This is a genomic window from Blautia sp. 2227st1_G12_2227SCRN_220401 (genome assembly GCF_039062885.1).
Taxonomy (GTDB): Bacteria; Bacillota; Clostridia; order Lachnospirales; family Lachnospiraceae; genus Blautia_A; species Blautia_A fusiformis.
In genome coordinates this window covers 121,522-140,785 of record NZ_JBCLNI010000006.1, presented here as the reverse complement: position 1 = coordinate 140,785, position 19,264 = coordinate 121,522, and the positions used below count along the sequence as shown (strand labels likewise).

Below are 19,264 nucleotides of genomic sequence, written 5' to 3'. Positions count from 1 at the left end.
CTTTCGTTCCTCCTTATTTTGCTTTCGGTACTTCCAGGATCGCACCACGGTTTCCGGATGTTACCATGGAAGCGTATCTTGCCAGATATCCGGTTGTCACCTTCGGCTCTCTTGGCTGCCATTTTTCTCTTCTAGCCTGCATCTCTTCGTCAGAAACTTTGATTTCCAGTTTCAGCTCCGGAATATTGATGCTGATGATATCGCCTTCCTCAACCAGTGCGATCGGGCCGCCTACTGCTGCCTCCGGTGATACGTGTCCGATAGCGGCTCCTCTGGATGCACCGCTGAAACGTCCGTCGGTGATCAGGGCTACGGAAGAACCAAGTCCCATTCCCACAATAGCAGATGTAGGATTCAGCATCTCTCTCATTCCAGGACCACCCTTTGGTCCCTCGTAGCGGATAACCACAACATCTCCCTCTACGATCTTACCGCCCTTGATGGCAACAATTGCGTCATCCTCGCTGTCAAATACACGTGCAGGACCTTCATGTACCAGCATCTCCGGTACAACTGCAGAACGTTTTACAACACCACCATCCGGTGCAAGGTTTCCTTTCAGTACGGCAAGTCCGCCTGTCTTTGTATACGGATTGTCGATCGGGCGGATAACATCCGGATTCAGGTTTACACAGTTTTTGATATTCTCACCTACTGTTTTTCCGGTTACTGTCATACACTCTGTATGGAGAAGTCCCAGCTTGTTCAGCTCATTCATGACCGCATAGACACCACCGGCCTCATTAAGATCTTCCATGTAGGTCGGGCCTGCCGGTGCAAGGTGGCAAAGGTTCGGGGTCTTCTCACTGATCTCATTTGCAAAGCTGATATCAAAATCCATTCCGATCTCATGTGCAATAGCCGGAAGATGAAGCATACTGTTTGTGGAGCATCCAAGTGCCATATCTACTGTAAGTGCATTTAAAACTGCCTCTTTTGTCATAATGTCTCTTGGGCGGATGTTCCTTCTGTACATTTCCATTACCTGCATTCCTGCATGCTTTGCAAGACGGATACGTTCAGAGTATACTGCCGGGATGGTACCGTTTCCTTTCAGTCCCATACCGAGAACCTCTGTCAGGCAGTTCATGCTGTTCGCAGTGTACATACCGGAACATGATCCACAGGTCGGGCAGGTTTTGTTCTCGAATTCTTCCAGATCATCTGCTGTGATGGTTCCTGCTGCATAGGAGCCTACTGCCTCAAACATACTGGAAAGACTGGTTTTGTGTCCTTTTACATGGCCGGCAAGCATCGGACCGCCGCTTACGAATACAGTAGGAACGTTGATCCTTGCCGCTGCCATAAGAAGGCCAGGTACGTTTTTGTCACAGTTGGGAACCATGACCAGAGCATCGAACTGATGAGCCAGTGCCATGGCCTCTGTGGAATCTGCGATAAGGTCACGTGTTACAAGGGAATATTTCATTCCAACGTGTCCCATTGCGATTCCGTCACATACTGCGATCGCCGGAAATACAACCGGTGTGCCGCCAGCCATTGCAACGCCGAGCTTTACAGCATTTACAATTTTGTCAAGGTTCATATGTCCCGGTACGATCTCGTTATAAGAGCTTACGATTCCTACCAGTGGTTTGTCCATTTCTTCCTTTGTCATTCCAAGGGCATTGAACAGGGAACGATGTGGTGCCTGCTGTGTGCCTTTTCTTACGGTATCACTTTTCATTTTTAAGGTCTCTCCTTTTTATTCTTTACGATAGGATTCGGTATCTGTTTATAGACTTCCTCTTCCAGGTACCGTTTTTTTCTGTTCTGTTTCGTTTTCTTCTCTCTGTCCCGCTTTATTTATGCGATGGCATCTGCGATCAGATCGCCCATCTCTTTGGTTCCGACAAGCTTGCAGCCCTCAGACATGATATCACCAGTTCTGTAACCAGCTGTAAGAACTTTCTGTACTGCCGCTTCCACTGCATCTGCCTCTTTGTCAAGATCAAGAGAATATCTCAGCATCATAGCAGCGGAAAGAATGGTTGCGATGGGGTTTGCCTTGTTCTGGCCTGCGATATCCGGTGCAGAACCATGGCTCGGCTCATAGAGACCAAGCTTTGTCTCATTTAAGCTTGCGGAGGAAAGCATTCCGATGGAACCGGTCACCATACTTGCCTCATCAGAGAGGATATCTCCAAACATGTTTTCTGTAAGGATAACATCAAACTGCTTCGGATCACGTACCAGCTGCATTGCACAGTTATCAACCAGCATATGCTCCAGTGTTACATCCGGATAATCCTTTGCCACATCCTCCACTACACTTCTCCAGAGTCTGGAAGAATCAAGAACATTGGCTTTATCTACACTTGTAACCTTATTTCTTCTCTTACGTGCGATCTCAAATGCCTTAATGGCAATACGGCGGATCTCATTCTCATTATAAGAAAGAGTATCTACCGCTGTGCGGACTCCGTTCTCCTCAGTAGTCTTTCTTGCTCCGAAATAAAGCCCTCCTGTAAGCTCTCTTACGATGATCATGTCAAAACCATCTCCGATAATCTCATCACGGAGCGGGCATGCATCACGAAGCTCATTGTAAAGATAAGCCGGACGAAGGTTTGCAAACAGGTTCAGCGCCTTACGTATCGCAAGAAGACCTGCCTCCGGGCGTTTGGATGACTCCAACTTGTACCACGGGGATGTCTTGGCATCACCGCCAATGGAACCCATCAGTACTGCATCAGAAGCTTTTGCCTGGGCAATGGCTTCCTCTGTAAGAGGTACTCCGTGAGCATCAATGGATGCCCCTCCTAAAAGAACCTCTGTGTATGAAAATTTATGACTGTATTTCTCACATACTCTGTCTAAAACTTTTTTGGCCTCGGCAACAATCTCCGGGCCGATTCCGTCTCCCGGAATCAGGGCAATTTTGTACTCCATTTTATTCACTCCTCCGATTTCCCCTGTGCTGTAAAATTTTAACGCACTGGTGTGGATAATTGTTATTATCATAACGCACTTTTCGACGGATTTCAACCTATTAAATAGATAAAGTTATTTCCGGAATGCAAAAAATAAACGGCAATTCCCTGTTTCTGCCGCCACAGAGACATACTTTCGCACACAGAAAAAAGAAAAACTGCCCTACCATTCCGGTACAGCAGTCTTTCTTTTTTATCATATTCTGTTTTTCCTGATGATATTCTCAGAATTTCCCGCTGGAACCACCGAAGGTATCACCGGAAGATGAGGTATGGGTGCTGGAACCACCGTTATTATCCTCATTTTTCGGTTTTGCGGATTTTGATACCGTACTGTAGAGGTAAAAATCATTACTTCTGGTCACATTCATACTGCCCTGCCGCACATAAGAAGCCGCCCAATCCTGTTTTCGCACAGTTTTCAGCTTTCTTCTCATATTTCCGGTCACCAGTAATCCTGCCACAAGCCCCACAGCAAGAGCGATCAGCAGGTTTATCCCAACCGCAAAAGGCTCATCCGGAAGGTTTTCCACATCGTATGGCTCTGCCTCATCTGCCTGCGTGATAAAATCATCGCATTCCGTGGCAAACTTATGAAACGCTTCGTTATAATCACCGTCACTTAAATAAGGCTTCACCTGATCCATGATGTAGGACTGTCCGGCATCCGTAAACACTTCTATCGCATATCCGTGTGTTGCAATGGCCCAGTTACGGTCTCCCATATCCAACAGGAATAAAATACCGTCACCATTTTCCCCCTGCCCATATCCATGGTCAATAAAATAATCCTCCGCATACGCCTGGGCTGTTTTTCCCTCAAGACTGTTAACGGTAACGACCACAACATCTACCTGATCCCGCTCACTGATCTCATCCAGAGTACTGCTCAGGCTCTCCTGCTGCTCTGCATCCAGAAGTCCCGCCTGGTCATCCAGACGGCTTACGGTGCCTGCCCATACCGGAAAAGCACATGCCAGACACAAAAGGATCGATATCAAAAATACAGATATTCTTTTTTTCATGGCATCCACCTCCCTACAAAGCCCAGATCAGATACAGGATAATATAAGTGATCACACCCACGACCCCCGTTGTTCCCAGGAACCATCGTGCAAAAGCGTTCTTGTCTGTAGGCAGATTTCCCACAAATTTCCCTGTCTGACCATTCATGGCAAATATGTAATTATCCCCCTTCCACTTCGTCTGCAGGATCCATACGGGATATAACGCATATTTCGTTGTCCCGTTATGAAGCCGGATACTGGTATTCTCCGGTACCACACTGGCGTATCCTCTCACCGTATCCCGGAATGCAGCCTCTGTGCTGCGGCGGATACGCTCATTGGCACGTTCCTCACACTCGCTGGCTGTCACATCATATTTATCTGCAAAATATCCAGCCAGATACGCAGTCTGAAAATCCACCGCTTCTTTGAAATCAAAAGGCTCTATAGACTCCATCAGATCATTTTCCATGCTGGCAGAGCCATCCACCGGTACATGATCAAAACCAAGAGAACCACTTCTGTGTACTGCATAATAGCTGGTCTCCGTATAATCATAATCACTATCGCTCCAGAACCGGGTCTTTGTTGCACGGTAACGGATATCTGCATCTGCGTCTGTGTCATACAGCCAAAACGGAACGTAGATGCCCTTAACCTCGCTGATATGATTCTCTGACTTAAATGCTTTTGGCAAAAGCCTCTTACCGGTAAGATGCTTTTTCAGCCTCTCCTTTGCCGCTTTCTTGTCCAGCTTAAACGGGATCACATAATCCGGCTTCAGTGCACCGGACAGCTGCCCGGTCATTACCACCGGACTTCCGCAAAACGGGCAGGCCGTTGCTGCCGTATTGGCATCTCCCACGATCTCACCGCCACAGGACTTGCACACATAGGTACGCAGCCCCTCACTCTCCCCGTCCTGCCACTCACTGCCGGCCTCATCCGACCAGCTCATATCCTCAGGCTGCTCTTCCTCCACAGTCTGGGCATATTCCGATAACGTACCAACATCAAACTCCGTATCACAAAACGGACACTTCATCTTCTGCACAGAACTGTCAAACTCTATGGAGCCACCACAGCACGGACACTTAAACTCCTGCATCTTCGCCATATATTCACCTCACTTCATCATTCTGTATCCAACAACCGGCAGGAGTTACCCTGCATTTTGCTCCTGACCATCTCTCTTTCTGATCTATACTGCATCCTCCGGTCCGAACGGATCACCGCACTCCGGGCAGAATTTCGGTGGATTCTCCGGATCTGCCGGTTCCCATCCGCACCTGCTGCAGCGATACTGCATCTTCTTCTCCGGTTTCTTCGCTCCGCAGTTCATACAGAACTTGCCTTTATTCACCGTACCGCAGGAACAGGTCCAGCTGTCCTCCACCGGACGCGATGCACCACACTCCGGACAGAATTTCCCCGAAGAAACCGCACCACAACTGCAGGTCCAGGAACCAGCCGCAGCCCCTGCTCCGTTCCCTGCCGGCGAAACCGGCTGCGCTGCCTGCTGCTGTACACTCTGCTGCTGCGCCTGCTGCTTCTGGCCCATCTCAAACAACTGCTGAGCATTCAGACCACCTGCATTAGCAGCCATACCCATGCCCATAAAGCCAGTCATAGCCCCTGCTGAATTAGAAGCCGCAGCCTTCATAGCATCCGCCTGGGCCCCGGTCAGAGTAGCCGCAGCCATAGCAGGATCACGCATCATAGCCGTACGCTGAGCCTGCTTGATCATCTCGGCATCCTCATCCGGCAATGTCACAGAACCAAGTGCAACACTGACCACCTTAAGCCCACGAAGCTCCTCCCACTTGGCAGAAAGCACCTCATTCATGGCATTCTCCAACTCCGTATTATGAGTCACGATCTGATTCGGACGCATCTCCAGCTCCGAAAGCCTTCCGAAAGCAGGCTGCAGCGCACTGATAAACTCCGCCTTCAGCTGTCCGTCCAGCTCCTCTCTGGTATACTCCCGCTCCACATTTCCACACACATTCGTATAAAAAAGAAGGGGATCCGCGATCCTGTAGGAATAAACACCATGACACCTCACAGCCACATCCACATCCAGCCCGATCCTGGAATCCACAACCCGGAACGGGATCGGATTAGCAGTACCAAACTTGTTATCCACAAGCTCCTTGGTATTAAAATAATACACCCTCTGATCCTTACCCGTATCACCGCCAAAAGCAAACCTCTTCCCGATCGTATCAAAGGTCTTCCTGATTCCGTCACCCAGACTACCTGAAAAAATACTCGGCTCCGTAGAAGCATCATACGTATACTCTCCCGGATCCGCACAAACCTCAACAACCTTTCCCTGCTCCACGATCATCATACACTGACCATCCGCCACAGCGATCCCGCTGCCGCTGGAAATAACATTATCACTCCCATGCTTATTGGAAGACCTGGAAGAAGACCTCTTCGTCCCCTTCACAACCATCACTTCTTTATCCATAGCCTCACAGTAAAAAAACTCCTTCCACTGATCCGCCAACGTACCACCCGCTGCACCCACAGCCGCTCTGATAAGACCCATAAATCCAACCCCTTTCTGAAAATTCATTCTTATTTATAATTTTACGATATTCCAAAGCTATCGTCACTCTCATTTCTGATAGTAACATCATTATTACACGAATTTTATCAAAAATCCACTTATTTCTATACAATATTACAATTGTCATATTGTAATCTCAGCCCAATCACACTCACTACATATCCCCACCCTCAGGCTGACAGCGCAGCGCCTCAGCCATCCTCAATCCCACCCCAGCCACATCTCCCTACACATCCCCACTCCCAGGCTGACAGCGCAGCGCCTCAGCCGTCCCACCAAGCAAACGCAAACTCAGCCCTTGCAGTCGTCCAGCGCAGCGCTGACGACCCACAACCTGCCGTCAAACGACACTCCTTTCTCACCGGAAGCACCAGCCGGGGAAGGGGATGCTGTCTGGCTCTGCTTCTGCAGGAGGGGAGCTGGTACTTGGGCGGCGGGATTCTGCGTTGTTTTTCAAAAGTTCGCTGTCTGAGCGGCAGCAAGCCGCGAGTTCGGACTTTTGGAAAACGGTTTTAGCAGAATCCCGGCGCCCTAGAACCAGCCCCCGACGAAGCCGCAGACCAGATAGCATCCCCTTCCCCGGCGTCCCTTCAACCATCCCTTCCGCACAAAAAAAAGACACCGCGTCAAAAAAACGCAGTGCCTTCCCATATTCACGTTATTGCCAATAGCATCAAGCAGAAGCCTGATCAGCCTTCTCAACCTCAGCAATCGCCTGCTTCCTCATAGGAATACGGCAATTCTTATTATTACCAAACTCAACAATAACATCTTCCTCAGTCATATCAATAACAACACCATAAAAACCACTGGTAGTAACAACACTGTCACCAACCTCCATGCTGTTCAACATAGTCTGAGTTCTCTTCTGCTCCTTCTTCTGCGGACGGATCATCATAAAATACATAATTCCAAACAGAACTACGATCCAGACAATACCAAGACCCGCGCTAAGTCCGCCAGCTGCCGCTGTAGATGATGCGATCATTTCAAATTCCTCCTGCTAAAAACAAATAATCTGCGGTACCCCCGCCGTTACTGACCTCTAAAAGTGTCACCTCGTACTATCATACACAAAAACCAAAAAACCTTCAAGAGTTTTCTTATAAAATCAAAGTAATTTACACAAATTTTATAAATAAAACTTACCGGTTCCCGTTGATCCTGCCTTCCTCAAAGCCTTCCAGACGCATCTTCTTATAAGCCGCAAAATTCCCTGCATCCAGCGCATCCCGGATCTCTTCCATCATATGATTATAGAAATACAGATTATGCAGAACACAAAGCCTCATGCCAAGCATCTCCTTCGCCTTCAGAAGATGACGGATATACGCTCTGCTGTAATGACGGCAGGTCGGGCACTGGCACTCCTCATCGATCGGTTTGGAATCCAGCTCATACTTTGCATTAAAAAGATTCATCTTGCCATGGTTGGTATACACGTGACCATGACGGCCGTTACGGCTGGGATATACACAGTCAAAAAAGTCAATACCACGCTCAACCCCCTCCAGGATATTGGCCGGGGTACCAACCCCCATAAGATACGTCGGCTTGTTCTGCGGCAAATGCGGAACCACCTCATCCAGGATCCGGTACATCTCCTCATGACTTTCACCAACTGCAAGGCCGCCCACTGCATAGCCGTCCAGATCCATCTCCGCGATAGCCTGGGCATGCTCAATACGGATATCTTCATAAACAGCCCCCTGGTTAATGCCAAAAAGAAGCTGGTTCTTGTTAATGGTATCCGGCAGACTGTTCAGACGAGCCATCTCATCCTTGCATCTTTTAAGCCAGCGTGTTGTACGCGCTACCGATTTCTGTACATAATCCCTGTCTGCCACACTGCTTGGGCACTCATCAAAAGCCATTGCAATGGTAGAAGCCAGATTTGACTGGATCTGCATGCTCTGCTCCGGTCCCATAAAAATCTTATGACCATCGATATGAGAGTTAAAATACACGCCCTCTTCCTTGATCTTACGAAGCTTCGCCAGCGAAAACACCTGGAATCCGCCGGAATCGGTAAGGATCGGTCTGTCCCAGTTCATAAATTCATGAAGACCTCCCAGCTGCTTTACCACCTTGTCGCCAGGGCGCACATGAAGATGATAGGTATTGGACAGCTCTACCTGTGTACCGATCTCATGAAGATCCACAGTGGAAACTGCACCTTTAATTGCTGCAATTGTTCCTACATTCATAAAAACAGGAGTCTGGATCGTTCCGTGGACCGTCTTAAACTCGCCCCTTTTCGCTCTTCCTTCTGTTGTGATCAGTTTATATTCTGCCATTTCATTTCCCTTCTAAAAACATTTTAAAGTTGTCTCTGCCCGGCATCTGCGTCGCAGATACAGCCATAACCAGCTGCCGATACAAATATCTTTCAAAACTTTTAGTCAATATCATAACACATTTTTTTCTTTACGGCTACTGATTGTTAAACTTTTACATTGCCATTTTTTAAACGATATCGTATAATATAGAATATTCGCTTAAAAATCCTTTATAATAAGAAGAAACAACTCCCATCTGACAGAAATGTCAGAGTCGGGCAACCCCTGTATAGATACAACGAGGAGGAAATCAATTTTTTATGAAGAAACACACACTTGGAATTGACATTGGTTCCACCACTGTCAAGATCGCGATCTTAGACGAAAACGATACCCTTGTCTTCTCCGATTATGAGAGACATTTTGCAAATATCCAGGAAACACTTGCGGATCTTCTTCAGAAAGCAGAGGATCAGCTCGGTGAACTTACACTCTGCCCGGTTATCACAGGTTCCGGCGGACTGACACTTGCCAATCACCTGGAAGTACCTTTTGTCCAGGAAGTTATCGCCGTATCCACTTCCCTGCAGAAACTGGCGCCGAAGACAGACGTTGCCATCGAGCTTGGCGGCGAGGATGCCAAGATCATCTACTTTGAAAACGGAAACGTCGAGCAGCGTATGAATGGTATCTGTGCCGGCGGTACCGGTTCCTTCATTGACCAGATGGCATCTCTTCTCCAGACCGATGCACCGGGCCTCAATGAATATGCCAAACATTACAAGGCACTTTATCCCATTGCGGCACGCTGCGGTGTTTTCGCAAAGACAGATATCCAGCCGCTGATCAACGACGGAGCAACCAAGGAAGACCTTTCCGCTTCCATTTTCCAGGCAGTTGTCAACCAGACCATCTCCGGTCTTGCCTGCGGTAAACCGATCCGCGGACACGTTGCATTCCTGGGCGGCCCTCTTCACTTCCTTTCCGAACTGAAGACCGCTTTTATCCGCACCCTTAAACTGGATGACGAGCACATTATCGCGCCGGACAATTCCCATCTGTTCGCAGCTATCGGTTCCGCCCTGAACGCGAAGCAGGACGTAACCGTATCTCTTATTGAACTGAAAGAACGCATGCGTACCACCATCAAACTGGACTTTGAGGTAGAACGTATGGAGCCACTTTTTGCCACAGAGGACGACTATCAGGCTTTCCACGACCGCCAGAGTGCCTACAAGGTAAAAACCGGCGACCTTTCTACATATAAGGGAAAATGTTTCCTGGGAATCGACGCCGGTTCCACCACTACCAAAACTGCACTGGTAGGCGAAGACGGAACACTTCTGTACTCATTCTACAGCAACAATAACGGAAATCCGCTGAAAACCACCATCGGTTCCATCAAGGAGATCTATGAACTTCTTCCGGAAGACGCCGAGATTGCTTTTTCCTGCTCCACCGGTTACGGCGAGGCACTGATCAAAGCGGCTCTTCTTCTTGATGAAGGTGAGGTTGAGACTGTTTCCCATTACTATGCAGCTGCTTTCTTTGATCCGGAAGTAGACTGCATCCTGGATATCGGCGGTCAGGATATGAAATGTATCAAGATCCGTAACCAGACGGTAGACAGTGTACAGCTTAACGAGGCATGTTCCTCCGGCTGCGGTTCCTTTATCGAGACTTTCGCAAAATCCCTGAACTACACCGTACAAGACTTTGCAAAAGCAGCTCTTTTTGCAAAACATCCTATTGATCTTGGAACACGCTGTACTGTATTTATGAACTCCAAGGTTAAGCAGGCACAGAAAGAAGGCGCCGAAGTTTCCGATATCTCCGCTGGTCTTGCCTACTCCGTTATCAAAAACGCCCTCTACAAAGTTATCAAGGTTTCCGATGCTTCCGAGCTTGGCAAACACATCGTTGTACAGGGTGGTACCTTCTACAATGACGCGGTTCTCCGCAGTTTTGAGAAAATTGCCAACTGTCAGGCTATCCGCCCGGATATCGCCGGAATCATGGGTGCCTTCGGTGCCGCTCTAATCGCAAGGGAACGCTATCAGGAGGGTGAAAAAACTTCCATGCTTTCCATCGATCAGATCAACAGCCTCCAGTACACCACCTCCATGGCAAACTGCCGCGGATGTACCAACAACTGCCGTCTGACCATCAACAAATTCTCCGGCGGCCGCAAATATATCAGTGGAAACCGCTGTGAGCGCGGACTTGGAAAAGAAAAGAACAAGGATCATATCCCGAACCTTTTCGACTATAAATATAAGAGAATTTTTTCCTACGAGCCACTTTCCGCAGACAAGGCATCCCGTGGACAGGTCGGTATCCCTCGTGTTCTGAACATGTTTGAGAATTACCCGTTCTGGTATACTTTCTTTACCGAACTGAAATACCAGGTGGTGCTTTCTCCGACTTCCACACGTAAGATCTATGAGCTGGGTATCGAGTCCATCCCAAGTGAGTCCGAATGCTATCCTGCAAAACTTGCTCACGGACATGTCACATGGCTGATCCGTAACGGTGTGAAGTTTATCTTCTATCCGTGCATCCCTTACGAGCGCAACGAGTTCCCGGATGCAGTCAACCATTATAACTGCCCGATCGTTACTTCCTATGCGGAAAACATCAAGAACAATGTGGACGAACTTAACGATCCGTCCATCACTTTCCGCAACCCGTTCCTGGCATTTACTTCCGAGGAGATCCTTACAAACCGCCTTGTGGAAGAATTCCAGGATATTCCTGCCGCCGAGGTCAAAGCTGCTGCCCACAAGGCCTGGGAAGAACTTGCAGCCGTACATACGGATATCCAGAAAAAGGGTGAGGAAACCCTGCAGTACCTGAAAGAAACCGGCCGCCGCGGAATCGTTCTTGCAGGCCGTCCATACCATATTGACCCGGAAATCCACCACGGTATCCCGGATATGATCAACAGCTACGGAATCGCCGTATTTACCGAAGACTCCGTTGCACACCTTGGACATCTGGAGCGTCCCATCCGTGTCAACGACCAGTGGATGTATCACTCCCGTCTCTACTCTGCCGCAAATTTTGTAAAAACAAGAGAGGATCTGGATCTGATCCAGCTGAATTCCTTCGGATGCGGACTTGATGCCGTTACCACCGATGAGGTTTATGAGATCCTGGATGGAAGTGACAAGATCTACACCTGCCTGAAAATCGATGAGGTCAACAACCTGGGTGCGGCAAGGATCCGTATCCGTTCCCTGATCGCTGCTATCCGTGCAAAACAGGCACAGAATAAAAAAAGGAACATCAATCCGGCTTCCATTGAGAAGATATCCTTTACCAAGCAGATGCGTAAGGAGTACACCATTCTCTGCCCGCAGATGTCTCCATTCCACTTCGGAATCTTTGAGGCTGCTTTTAAAGCATCCGGCTATAACCTGGAAGTCCTCCCCAACGACAACAAGCATGCTGTTGATGTGGGCCTTAAATATGTAAACAACGATGCCTGCTATCCGTCCCTGATGGTTGTGGGACAGATCATGGATGCTCTTCTTTCCGGCAAATATGACCTGAACAAAACTGCAGTCATCATGTCTCAGACAGGCGGCGGCTGCCGTGCCTCCAACTATATCGCATTCATCCGCCGTGCTCTGAAAAAAGCCGGCATGGAACAGATTCCGGTTATCTCCCTCAACTTAAGCGGACTGGAGAGCAACCCTGGCTTTAAGCTGACACTGCCGCTGATCAGGCGTATCGTTTACGGTGCCGTATTCGGTGATATCCTGATGAAATGCGTATATCGCATGCGTCCTTACGAGCTGGAAAAGGGTATCGTAAACCGCAAGCACAAAATCTGGGAGCAGCGCGTCATTGCCTTCGTAACAGGCAGCAGCGTCAGCCATGGTACCTTCAAAAAAATGTGCCGTGAGATGGTCCATGATTTTGATACGATCCCGATCTCCGATGAGAAAAAGCCTCGCGTTGGTATCGTAGGTGAGATCCTTGTCAAGTTCCTGCCTGCTGCCAACAACCACCTGGCAGATCTTCTGGAGGCAGAAGGGGCAGAACCGGTTGTTCCGGATCTTATTGACTTTATCTGCTACTGCTTCTACAACCAGAATTTCAAGGTTGAAAAGCTTGGATTCAAGAAATCCAAGGCAACCATCGCAAATCTTGGTCTCAGAGCCATCGACTGGCTGAGAAAAACAGCAAATGAAGCCCTGGAGCAGAGCCGCCACTTTACACCAGCCGCAGATATCCGTGATCTTGCAAAAATGGCTGCGCCCATCGTTTCTGCCGGAAATCAGACCGGTGAAGGATGGTTCCTGACCGGAGAGATGATGGAACTCATCCACGGCGGTGTCCCGAACATCGTCTGCATCCAGCCTTTTGGATGCCTGCCGAACCACATCGTAGGAAAAGGTGTCATCAAGGAAGTTCGCCGTGAGCATCCGGAAGCCAACATTGTTGCCATCGACTACGATCCAGGTGCCAGCGAAGTAAATCAGCTGAACAGGATCAAGCTTATGCTTTCCACAGCACAGAAGAATCTTCATAAAGACGATAAAAAAGACGCATAACAAGAAATGCAGGTTACAAACATCTTTTTCCCAAAAACAAATTCAAAGCTGCACAGCCGCAGGATCCCTGCCGGCTGTGCAGCTCTTTTTATTTCAGATATGATTCCTGTCAGACAGATTTTTTCTCTGATCCATCACTCTTCACAGGAGGCTTTGCACGGAGCATCAAAGCTCGGGTTAAAGGCATAGAAATTTTTGGCATCCAGCTGCTCCTGCACAGAACGCAATGCTTCACCGAAACGCTGGAAATGAACCACCTCTCTTGCCCGAAGGAAACGGATGGGATCTGCAACCTCCGGGATATTTTTCACCACCCGGAGGATATTATCGTAGGTGGAGCGTGCCTTCTGTTCTGGGGCGACTTCGTAAGAACAACATTACACAATATAATATGAAGATAAAACAAGCTATCCTACATAGTTCCAGTGTTTTCGATATTTAGGCGTTCAGAAATGAGCGTCTTTTTTCATACCCAAAATCGAAAGGAGAAAGAGAAAATATGAATAAGCTAGTAAAGCGATTGCTAACAGGAACGCTTGCTTTTGCAACCATTCTCACGGCATTACCAGTGACGGCGGTTCATGCTTCCGGCAATCAATACTGGACAGAATCAGCAGAACGTGTCGGCTACATTGAACACGTTATGAATGATGGTTCTATCAAATCTACATTCAATGAGGGACACATGAAAGTTGAGGGCGAAACTGCCTACTGCGTGGATATCAATACCAGTTTTAAGAATGGATATAAAACACGTTCTGACGCAAGTACACGCATGAGTAGTGATCAGATTGCGGACGTTGCTCTTTCCTTAGAGTACGTCAAGCAATATACCGCTTCTCATACGAACTTGAATTACAAACAGGGATACTTGCTGGAACAGTGTGTTGTCTGGCAGAGGTTGAGTGAACAGCTCGGCTGGCAGTGCGATAACGTCAGAGCTTCCTATAATGAAATCTCACAGGCAGTACAGAATGAAGTTTACGCTGGTGCGAAAGCATTTGTGAAAGCAAATAAGGGACGCTATGAATGTGGCGGTTACATTTATACTGGCGAAGGACAGGACATCGGACAGTTCTGGGCAAAGTTAAATGTAGGAAATGCAAAGGTCAAAAAGACTTCTTCCAATCCCACGGTCACAGATGACAACGCCAACTATTCCTTTGAGGGTGCGACATTTGGTGTCTATTCTGATAAGGGCTGTAACAGCCAGCTTGCCACACTTACTGCCGATGGAAACGGCGATACCAAAGAAGTTGAGGTAAAAGCAGGAACAATTTACATCAAAGAGCTTTCTGCTCCAAAGGGTTATAAGCTGGATTCTATTGTCCATGCCTTAAATGTGGAAGTTGGAAAAACAGCTACATTGACTGTTACTGACACTCCAAAGGTCACAGAGACTTTGATTGATTTATTCAAAATTGACATGGAAACAGGAAAATCTACTCCACAGGGAACTGCTTCTTTAGAGGGTGCAGAGTTCACATGGAGCTATTATGACGGATACTACAATGCAGATAATCTACCTGCAAAAGCTACCCGTACATGGACAACCAAAACCGTTGCCGAAAAAGACAGTGACGGAACTATCCGTTATGTATCCAGACTTGCCGACAGCTACAAAGTATCCGGCGACAGCTTCTATACACAGGACGGTAAAAATGTACTGCCACTTGGTACACTCACTGTCACAGAAACAAAAGCACCAAACGGCTACTTATTAGATGGTGCATATATGCAGGCTGACGGAAATTCCGAACAAATTAAGGGAACATACCTTACACAGATTTCCGAAGATGGCGAACTTGCCGTACTTTCTGGAAGCAATCAGTATTCCGTATCCGACAAAGTTATCCGTGGCGGTGTAAAAATCCAGAAACGTGACCTTGAAACAAAGGATACCAAAGCACAGGGAAGTGCGACCTTACAGTACACAGAGTTCAATATCATTTCTTTAAATGACAGTCCTGTACTGGTTGAGGGAAAATTATACAACAAGAATGAAACCGTAAAGAAGATTCAGACAGGAATTGACGGAATCGCTTCTACTTCTGCTGACTTGCTCCCTTACGGAAATTACAGATTAGAAGAAAGCAAAGCACCAGAGGGCTATTTGACAGACGGTGCAAAGGCAATCGACTTTTCTATCACAGAAGATGGAAAAATCGTGGACTTGACCGACAAATCCCACTCTGTCTACAACCAGATTAAGCGTGGCGATATTGAGGGTGTAAAAATCGGTGCAGGTACACATAAACGTCTTGCAGGTGTTCCATTCAGAATCACAAGCAAGACAACGGGAGAATCCCACATTGTAGTTACTGACAAAAACGGTCAGTTCTCCACTGCTTCAAGCTGGGCTTCCCACAAGGTCAATACCAATGCCGGAAAATCCAGTGAGGACGGTGTATGGTTCGGTACATCTGAACCAGACGACAGCAAAGGTGCATTACTCTATGATACCTATGTGATTGAGGAATTAAAGTGTGATTCCAACGCCGGATTTAAGCTGATTCCAGCCTTTGAGGTGGTCGTATCAAGAAATAAAGTGACCGTAGATTTAGGGACACTGACTGATGAATACGAAAAAGAAATCACAATCCATACCACAGCGACCGACAAGAAAACAGGCGAAAAAATGATTGTTGCCGGAAAGGACATCAAGATCGTGGACAAAGTCACACTTGATGGCTTGGAAGCTGGAACAAAATATAAACTTTCCGGCTGGCAGATGTTAAAGGAAGAAAACGCCGAACTTCTGATTGACGGGAAACGTGTAGACAGTAATTATACTTTCACTGCTGACAGTGAAAAAATGACGGTTGAGATTACTTACAGTTTTGACGGTTCAGCTCTTGGTGGTCAGAACCTTGTTACTTTTGAGGAATTGTACGATATAAGCAATCCGAAAGAGCCTGTCAAGGTTGCCGAACATAAAGACATCAACGATGATGGACAGACTGTTCTTATCACAGAACGTATCATCAAAATCCATACGACCGCTACGGACAAGAACGGCAAGAAAGAAATCGAAGCCGGAAAAGATGTAACGATTGTGGATAAAGTTACATTAGATGGGCTGGAAGTTGGAACAAAATACAAACTTTCCGGCTGGCAGATGTTAAAAGAGGAAAATGCCGAACTTCTGATTGATGGAAAGAAAGTATCCAATGATTATGAGTTCACAGCCGACAGCGAAAAAATGACGGTTGAGATTGCCTTTACCTTTGATAGTTCTTCTCTTGGTGGCAAGAGCCTTGTCACATTTGAAGAATTATACGATATGACCAATCCAGACGAACCAAAGAAAGTGACGGAACATAAGGACATCACAGACGATGGACAGACTGTGACAATCAAGGAAGTGCCGGAAGTCCCAGATACACCAAAGGATACCGACACGCCGGATACACCATCTACGGTTACTAAGACAAGTGACAGTCCAAAAACAGGCGACAATACCAATATCTATGCTTATCTTGCCATGCTCGGTCTTTCCTGCGTAGGGCTTGGCGGTATGCTTTACTTCAAACGCCGTAGAAAGAAATCATAAGGCGGTAATGTAGCGGTTGGTAGAGCGTTCAAGGTCGCCACCCTTTTTGTAACTTCACGCTTTCGTGAAGCTCTGATTTACGGGAGCGTGAAATCCACTAGGGGCGTGGGGAGTGTAGCTCCCCACAAAGTACAGCAGGAAAGAAACTAAAACAGAAAGAAAAGAGGTCAATTATTTATGGAATTAAGATTTGTCGTACCAAACATGGAAAAGACATTCGGAAACTTGGAGTTTGCCGGAGAAAATACTACGGAACAGCAGAGAATCAATGGGCGTATGGCTGTCATTAACAGGAGCTACAACCTGTATTCCGATGTACAGAGAGCAGATGATGTTGTCGTTGTGCTTCCTGCCAAAGCTGGCGAAAAACATTTCTCGCCGGAGCAGAAAGTAAAACTTATCAACCCACGAATCACTACCGATGGTTATAAAATCGGGGAACGTGGATTTGTCAATTATATCCTGCTTGCAGACGATATGTTACCAGCAGAAAGTAAATAAGGGGGTATTCAGATTATGAGATTAGCAAATGGAATCGTCATTGATAAAGAAAAGACTTTTGGAGTGTTGAAGTTCTCCGCATTACGCCGTGAGGTTCATGTACAGAATGAAGATGGAACAGTCAGTGAAGAAATCAAGGAACGCACCTATGATTTAAAATGCAACACACAGGGACGCATGATACAGGTATCCGTTCCAGCGACTGTTCCGTTAAAGGACTATGACTACAACGCCGAAGTGGAACTTATCAATCCTGTTGCAGATACGGTAGCCAATGCGAATTACCGTGGTGCAGATGTGGACTGGTATGTAAAGGCAGACGATATTGTTTTGAAGAACAAAGGCACTCATGCCGGAAATCCACAGAACAATGCTCCACAGCAACCGCCGAAGAAATAAGAGGTGTTAGCGTATGACGTGGAAAAAGAAAGGTAACAGGATTCGTGCCAGTGACAAATCGCTGGTCTATCACTTCTGTATCGGTTGGCTGTTGCTCCTGTTCGTTGCGGTGTTCCTGCTACTGAATCTGCGACAGCTCCTTGTTATAGACTGGAAAGATTTTAACCTGCTCCATGCCGGAATTACTTGGACTGTCTACAATTCTATTACGGTTCTGATAGCGACTGGTGTTTGTGCATTGGTCGCTTTTCTCTACTATCGTTACGGATATGACCGTATCAAGCGGTTGTTACACAGACAAAAGTTGGCTCGTATGGTGCTGGAAAATAAATGGTATGAAGCAGAAAACACCAAAGACAGCGTTTTTTTCACTGACCTGCAAAGCAGATCAAGAGAAAAAATCGTGTGGTTTCCAAAGATTTATTACCAGATGGAAAAGGGACTGCTTCATATCTGCTGTGAAATCACAATGGGAAAATATCAAGAACAGCTCCTGTCCTTAGAGGATAAACTGGAATCGGGGCTGTACTGTGAGCTGACCGACAAGACACTGCATGACGGATACATCGAATACACCCTGCTCTATGATATGATAGCGAACCGTATTTCGATTGATGAAGTGATTGCCGAAAACGGCGGTCTGCGGTTAATGAAAAATCTGGTGTGGGAATACGATTCACTTCCCCATGCCCTTATCTGCGGTGGTACAGGTGGTGGAAAAACCTATTTTCTGCTGACCATCATTGAAGCCTTGCTTAGAACCAATGCGGATTTATACATTCTTGACCCGAAGAACGCTGACCTTGCAGACTTGGGAATGGTCATGGAAAATGTCTACCACACGAAAGACGATATGATTGACTGCGTCAATGCCTTTTATGAGGGCATGGTCACACGCTCGGAAGAAATGAAACTGCACCCGAACTACCGTACAGGGGAAAACTATGCCTATCTGGGGCTTGCTCCACAGTTCCTTATCTTTGATGAATACGTGGCTTTCCTAGAAATGCTCACGACAAAAGAAAGCACCGCCCTGTTAAGCCAGCTAAAGAAAATCGTCATGCTTGGCAGACAGGCTGGATACTTTCTGATTGTGGCTTGCCAGCGTCCAGACGCAAAGTATTTCGGGGACGGTATCAGAGATAACTTTAACTTCCGTGTGGGGCTTGGTCGCATGAGTGAACTCGGCTACGGTATGCTCTTTGGAAGTGATGTGAAAAAACAGTTTTTCCAGAAGCGAATCAAAGGGCGTGGATACTGTGATGTAGGAACAAGCGTCATATCGGAATTTTATACTCCCCTTGTACCCAAAGGATATGATTTCTTGGGTACGATTGGGGAACTTACACACATAAGGCAGGACGGACAAGTGGCGTGCGAAGCGAAAGCCACAGGTACGGACTAGCCTTGCTGGTGTGGCGGTAGCCACGCCAGCATATATCAAGCCCCTCG

At 47.3% G+C, this 19,264-nt stretch carries 12 protein-coding genes and 1 pseudogene; 5 read left to right on the top strand and 8 right to left on the bottom strand.

Features of this window, described 5'->3' with window-relative positions:
* Positions 1 to 13 precede the first annotated feature (13 nt).
* From ilvD to tgt, 7 genes are all read right to left on the bottom strand, one after another.
* Positions 14 to 1,687: a dihydroxy-acid dehydratase gene (ilvD, locus tag ABCM67_RS04885; RefSeq protein WP_015527149.1), complete on the bottom strand. Its 1,674-nt coding sequence runs from the start codon at positions 1,685 to 1,687 to the stop codon at positions 14 to 16.
* A gap of 119 nt (positions 1,688 to 1,806) precedes the next feature.
* Positions 1,807 to 2,892, bottom strand: coding sequence for a 3-isopropylmalate dehydrogenase (gene leuB / locus ABCM67_RS04880; protein ID WP_342992587.1), 1,086 nt, complete (start codon positions 2,890 to 2,892; stop codon positions 1,807 to 1,809).
* A 265-nt stretch (positions 2,893 to 3,157) separates the two neighbouring features.
* Positions 3,158 to 3,958 carry a TPM domain-containing protein gene (locus tag ABCM67_RS04875; protein WP_342992586.1) on the bottom strand — a complete coding sequence of 267 codons (801 nt, stop codon included), beginning with the start codon at positions 3,956 to 3,958 and terminating at the stop codon, positions 3,158 to 3,160.
* A gap of 13 nt (positions 3,959 to 3,971) precedes the next feature.
* Positions 3,972 to 5,057, bottom strand: coding sequence for a hypothetical protein (locus ABCM67_RS04870; protein ID WP_022426084.1), 1,086 nt, complete (start codon positions 5,055 to 5,057; stop codon positions 3,972 to 3,974).
* 84 nt (positions 5,058 to 5,141) lie between these two features.
* Complete coding sequence (locus ABCM67_RS04865) at positions 5,142 to 6,497, bottom strand: SPFH domain-containing protein (protein WP_147602965.1); 1,356 nt, start codon at positions 6,495 to 6,497, stop codon at positions 5,142 to 5,144.
* 694 nt (positions 6,498 to 7,191) lie between these two features.
* Positions 7,192 to 7,506, bottom strand: a complete 315-nt coding sequence (gene yajC / locus ABCM67_RS04860; RefSeq protein ID WP_015527154.1) for a preprotein translocase subunit YajC — start codon at positions 7,504 to 7,506, stop codon at positions 7,192 to 7,194.
* Between the two features lie 157 nt (positions 7,507 to 7,663).
* Complete coding sequence (tgt, locus tag ABCM67_RS04855) at positions 7,664 to 8,815, bottom strand: tRNA guanosine(34) transglycosylase Tgt (protein ID WP_015527155.1); 1,152 nt, start codon at positions 8,813 to 8,815, stop codon at positions 7,664 to 7,666.
* Positions 8,816 to 9,117: 302 nt separating this feature from the next.
* Here tgt and ABCM67_RS04850 point away from each other — a divergent pair, with 302 nt between their 5' ends.
* Positions 9,118 to 13,359, top strand: a complete 4,242-nt coding sequence (locus ABCM67_RS04850) for an acyl-CoA dehydratase activase-related protein (protein WP_342992581.1) — start codon at positions 9,118 to 9,120, stop codon at positions 13,357 to 13,359.
* Positions 13,360 to 13,493: 134 nt separating this feature from the next.
* Here ABCM67_RS04850 and ABCM67_RS04845 read toward each other — a convergent pair.
* Positions 13,494 to 13,724: pseudogene (locus ABCM67_RS04845) on the bottom strand (manganese catalase family protein); the annotation flags it as partial.
* 134 nt (positions 13,725 to 13,858) lie between these two features.
* Between ABCM67_RS04845 and ABCM67_RS04840 the strand changes: the two are divergent.
* The 4 genes from ABCM67_RS04840 to ABCM67_RS04825 all read left to right on the top strand — a co-directional run bounded on the left by ABCM67_RS04840 (position 13,859) and on the right by ABCM67_RS04825 (position 19,217).
* Positions 13,859 to 16,912, top strand: a complete 3,054-nt coding sequence (locus ABCM67_RS04840) for a VaFE repeat-containing surface-anchored protein (RefSeq protein WP_342992579.1) — start codon at positions 13,859 to 13,861, stop codon at positions 16,910 to 16,912.
* Positions 16,913 to 17,089: 177 nt separating this feature from the next.
* Positions 17,090 to 17,413, top strand: a complete 324-nt coding sequence (locus ABCM67_RS04835) for a YdcP family protein (RefSeq protein WP_055170582.1) — start codon at positions 17,090 to 17,092, stop codon at positions 17,411 to 17,413.
* Between the two features lie 15 nt (positions 17,414 to 17,428).
* Positions 17,429 to 17,812 carry a YdcP family protein gene (locus ABCM67_RS04830; RefSeq protein ID WP_005423181.1) on the top strand — a complete coding sequence of 128 codons (384 nt, stop codon included), beginning with the start codon at positions 17,429 to 17,431 and terminating at the stop codon, positions 17,810 to 17,812.
* A gap of 13 nt (positions 17,813 to 17,825) precedes the next feature.
* Entirely contained in the window at positions 17,826 to 19,217 is a 1,392-nt protein-coding gene (locus tag ABCM67_RS04825) for an FtsK/SpoIIIE domain-containing protein (protein ID WP_055170578.1), read from the top strand.
* The last annotated feature ends 47 nt before the right edge of the window (positions 19,218 to 19,264 follow it).

What these genes read in the sequence shown, in the direction of transcription:
- ilvD (WP_015527149.1), bottom strand. Translation starts at nt 1,687, where the DNA reads ATGAAAAGTGATACCGTAAGAAAAGGCACACAGCAGGCACCACATCGT.
- leuB (WP_342992587.1), bottom strand. Translation starts at nt 2,892, where the DNA reads ATGGAGTACAAAATTGCCCTGATTCCGGGAGACGGAATCGGCCCGGAG.
- ABCM67_RS04875 (WP_342992586.1), bottom strand. Translation starts at nt 3,958, where the DNA reads ATGAAAAAAAGAATATCTGTATTTTTGATATCGATCCTTTTGTGTCTG.
- ABCM67_RS04870 (WP_022426084.1), bottom strand. Translation starts at nt 5,057, where the DNA reads ATGGCGAAGATGCAGGAGTTTAAGTGTCCGTGCTGTGGTGGCTCCATA.
- ABCM67_RS04865 (WP_147602965.1), bottom strand. Translation starts at nt 6,497, where the DNA reads ATGGGTCTTATCAGAGCGGCTGTGGGTGCAGCGGGTGGTACGTTGGCG.
- yajC (WP_015527154.1), bottom strand. Translation starts at nt 7,506, where the DNA reads ATGATCGCATCATCTACAGCGGCAGCTGGCGGACTTAGCGCGGGTCTT.
- tgt (WP_015527155.1), bottom strand. Translation starts at nt 8,815, where the DNA reads ATGGCAGAATATAAACTGATCACAACAGAAGGAAGAGCGAAAAGGGGC.
- ABCM67_RS04850 (WP_342992581.1), top strand. Translation starts at nt 9,118, where the DNA reads ATGAAGAAACACACACTTGGAATTGACATTGGTTCCACCACTGTCAAG.
- ABCM67_RS04840 (WP_342992579.1), top strand. Translation starts at nt 13,859, where the DNA reads ATGAATAAGCTAGTAAAGCGATTGCTAACAGGAACGCTTGCTTTTGCA.
- ABCM67_RS04835 (WP_055170582.1), top strand. Translation starts at nt 17,090, where the DNA reads ATGGAATTAAGATTTGTCGTACCAAACATGGAAAAGACATTCGGAAAC.
- ABCM67_RS04830 (WP_005423181.1), top strand. Translation starts at nt 17,429, where the DNA reads ATGAGATTAGCAAATGGAATCGTCATTGATAAAGAAAAGACTTTTGGA.
- ABCM67_RS04825 (WP_055170578.1), top strand. Translation starts at nt 17,826, where the DNA reads ATGACGTGGAAAAAGAAAGGTAACAGGATTCGTGCCAGTGACAAATCG.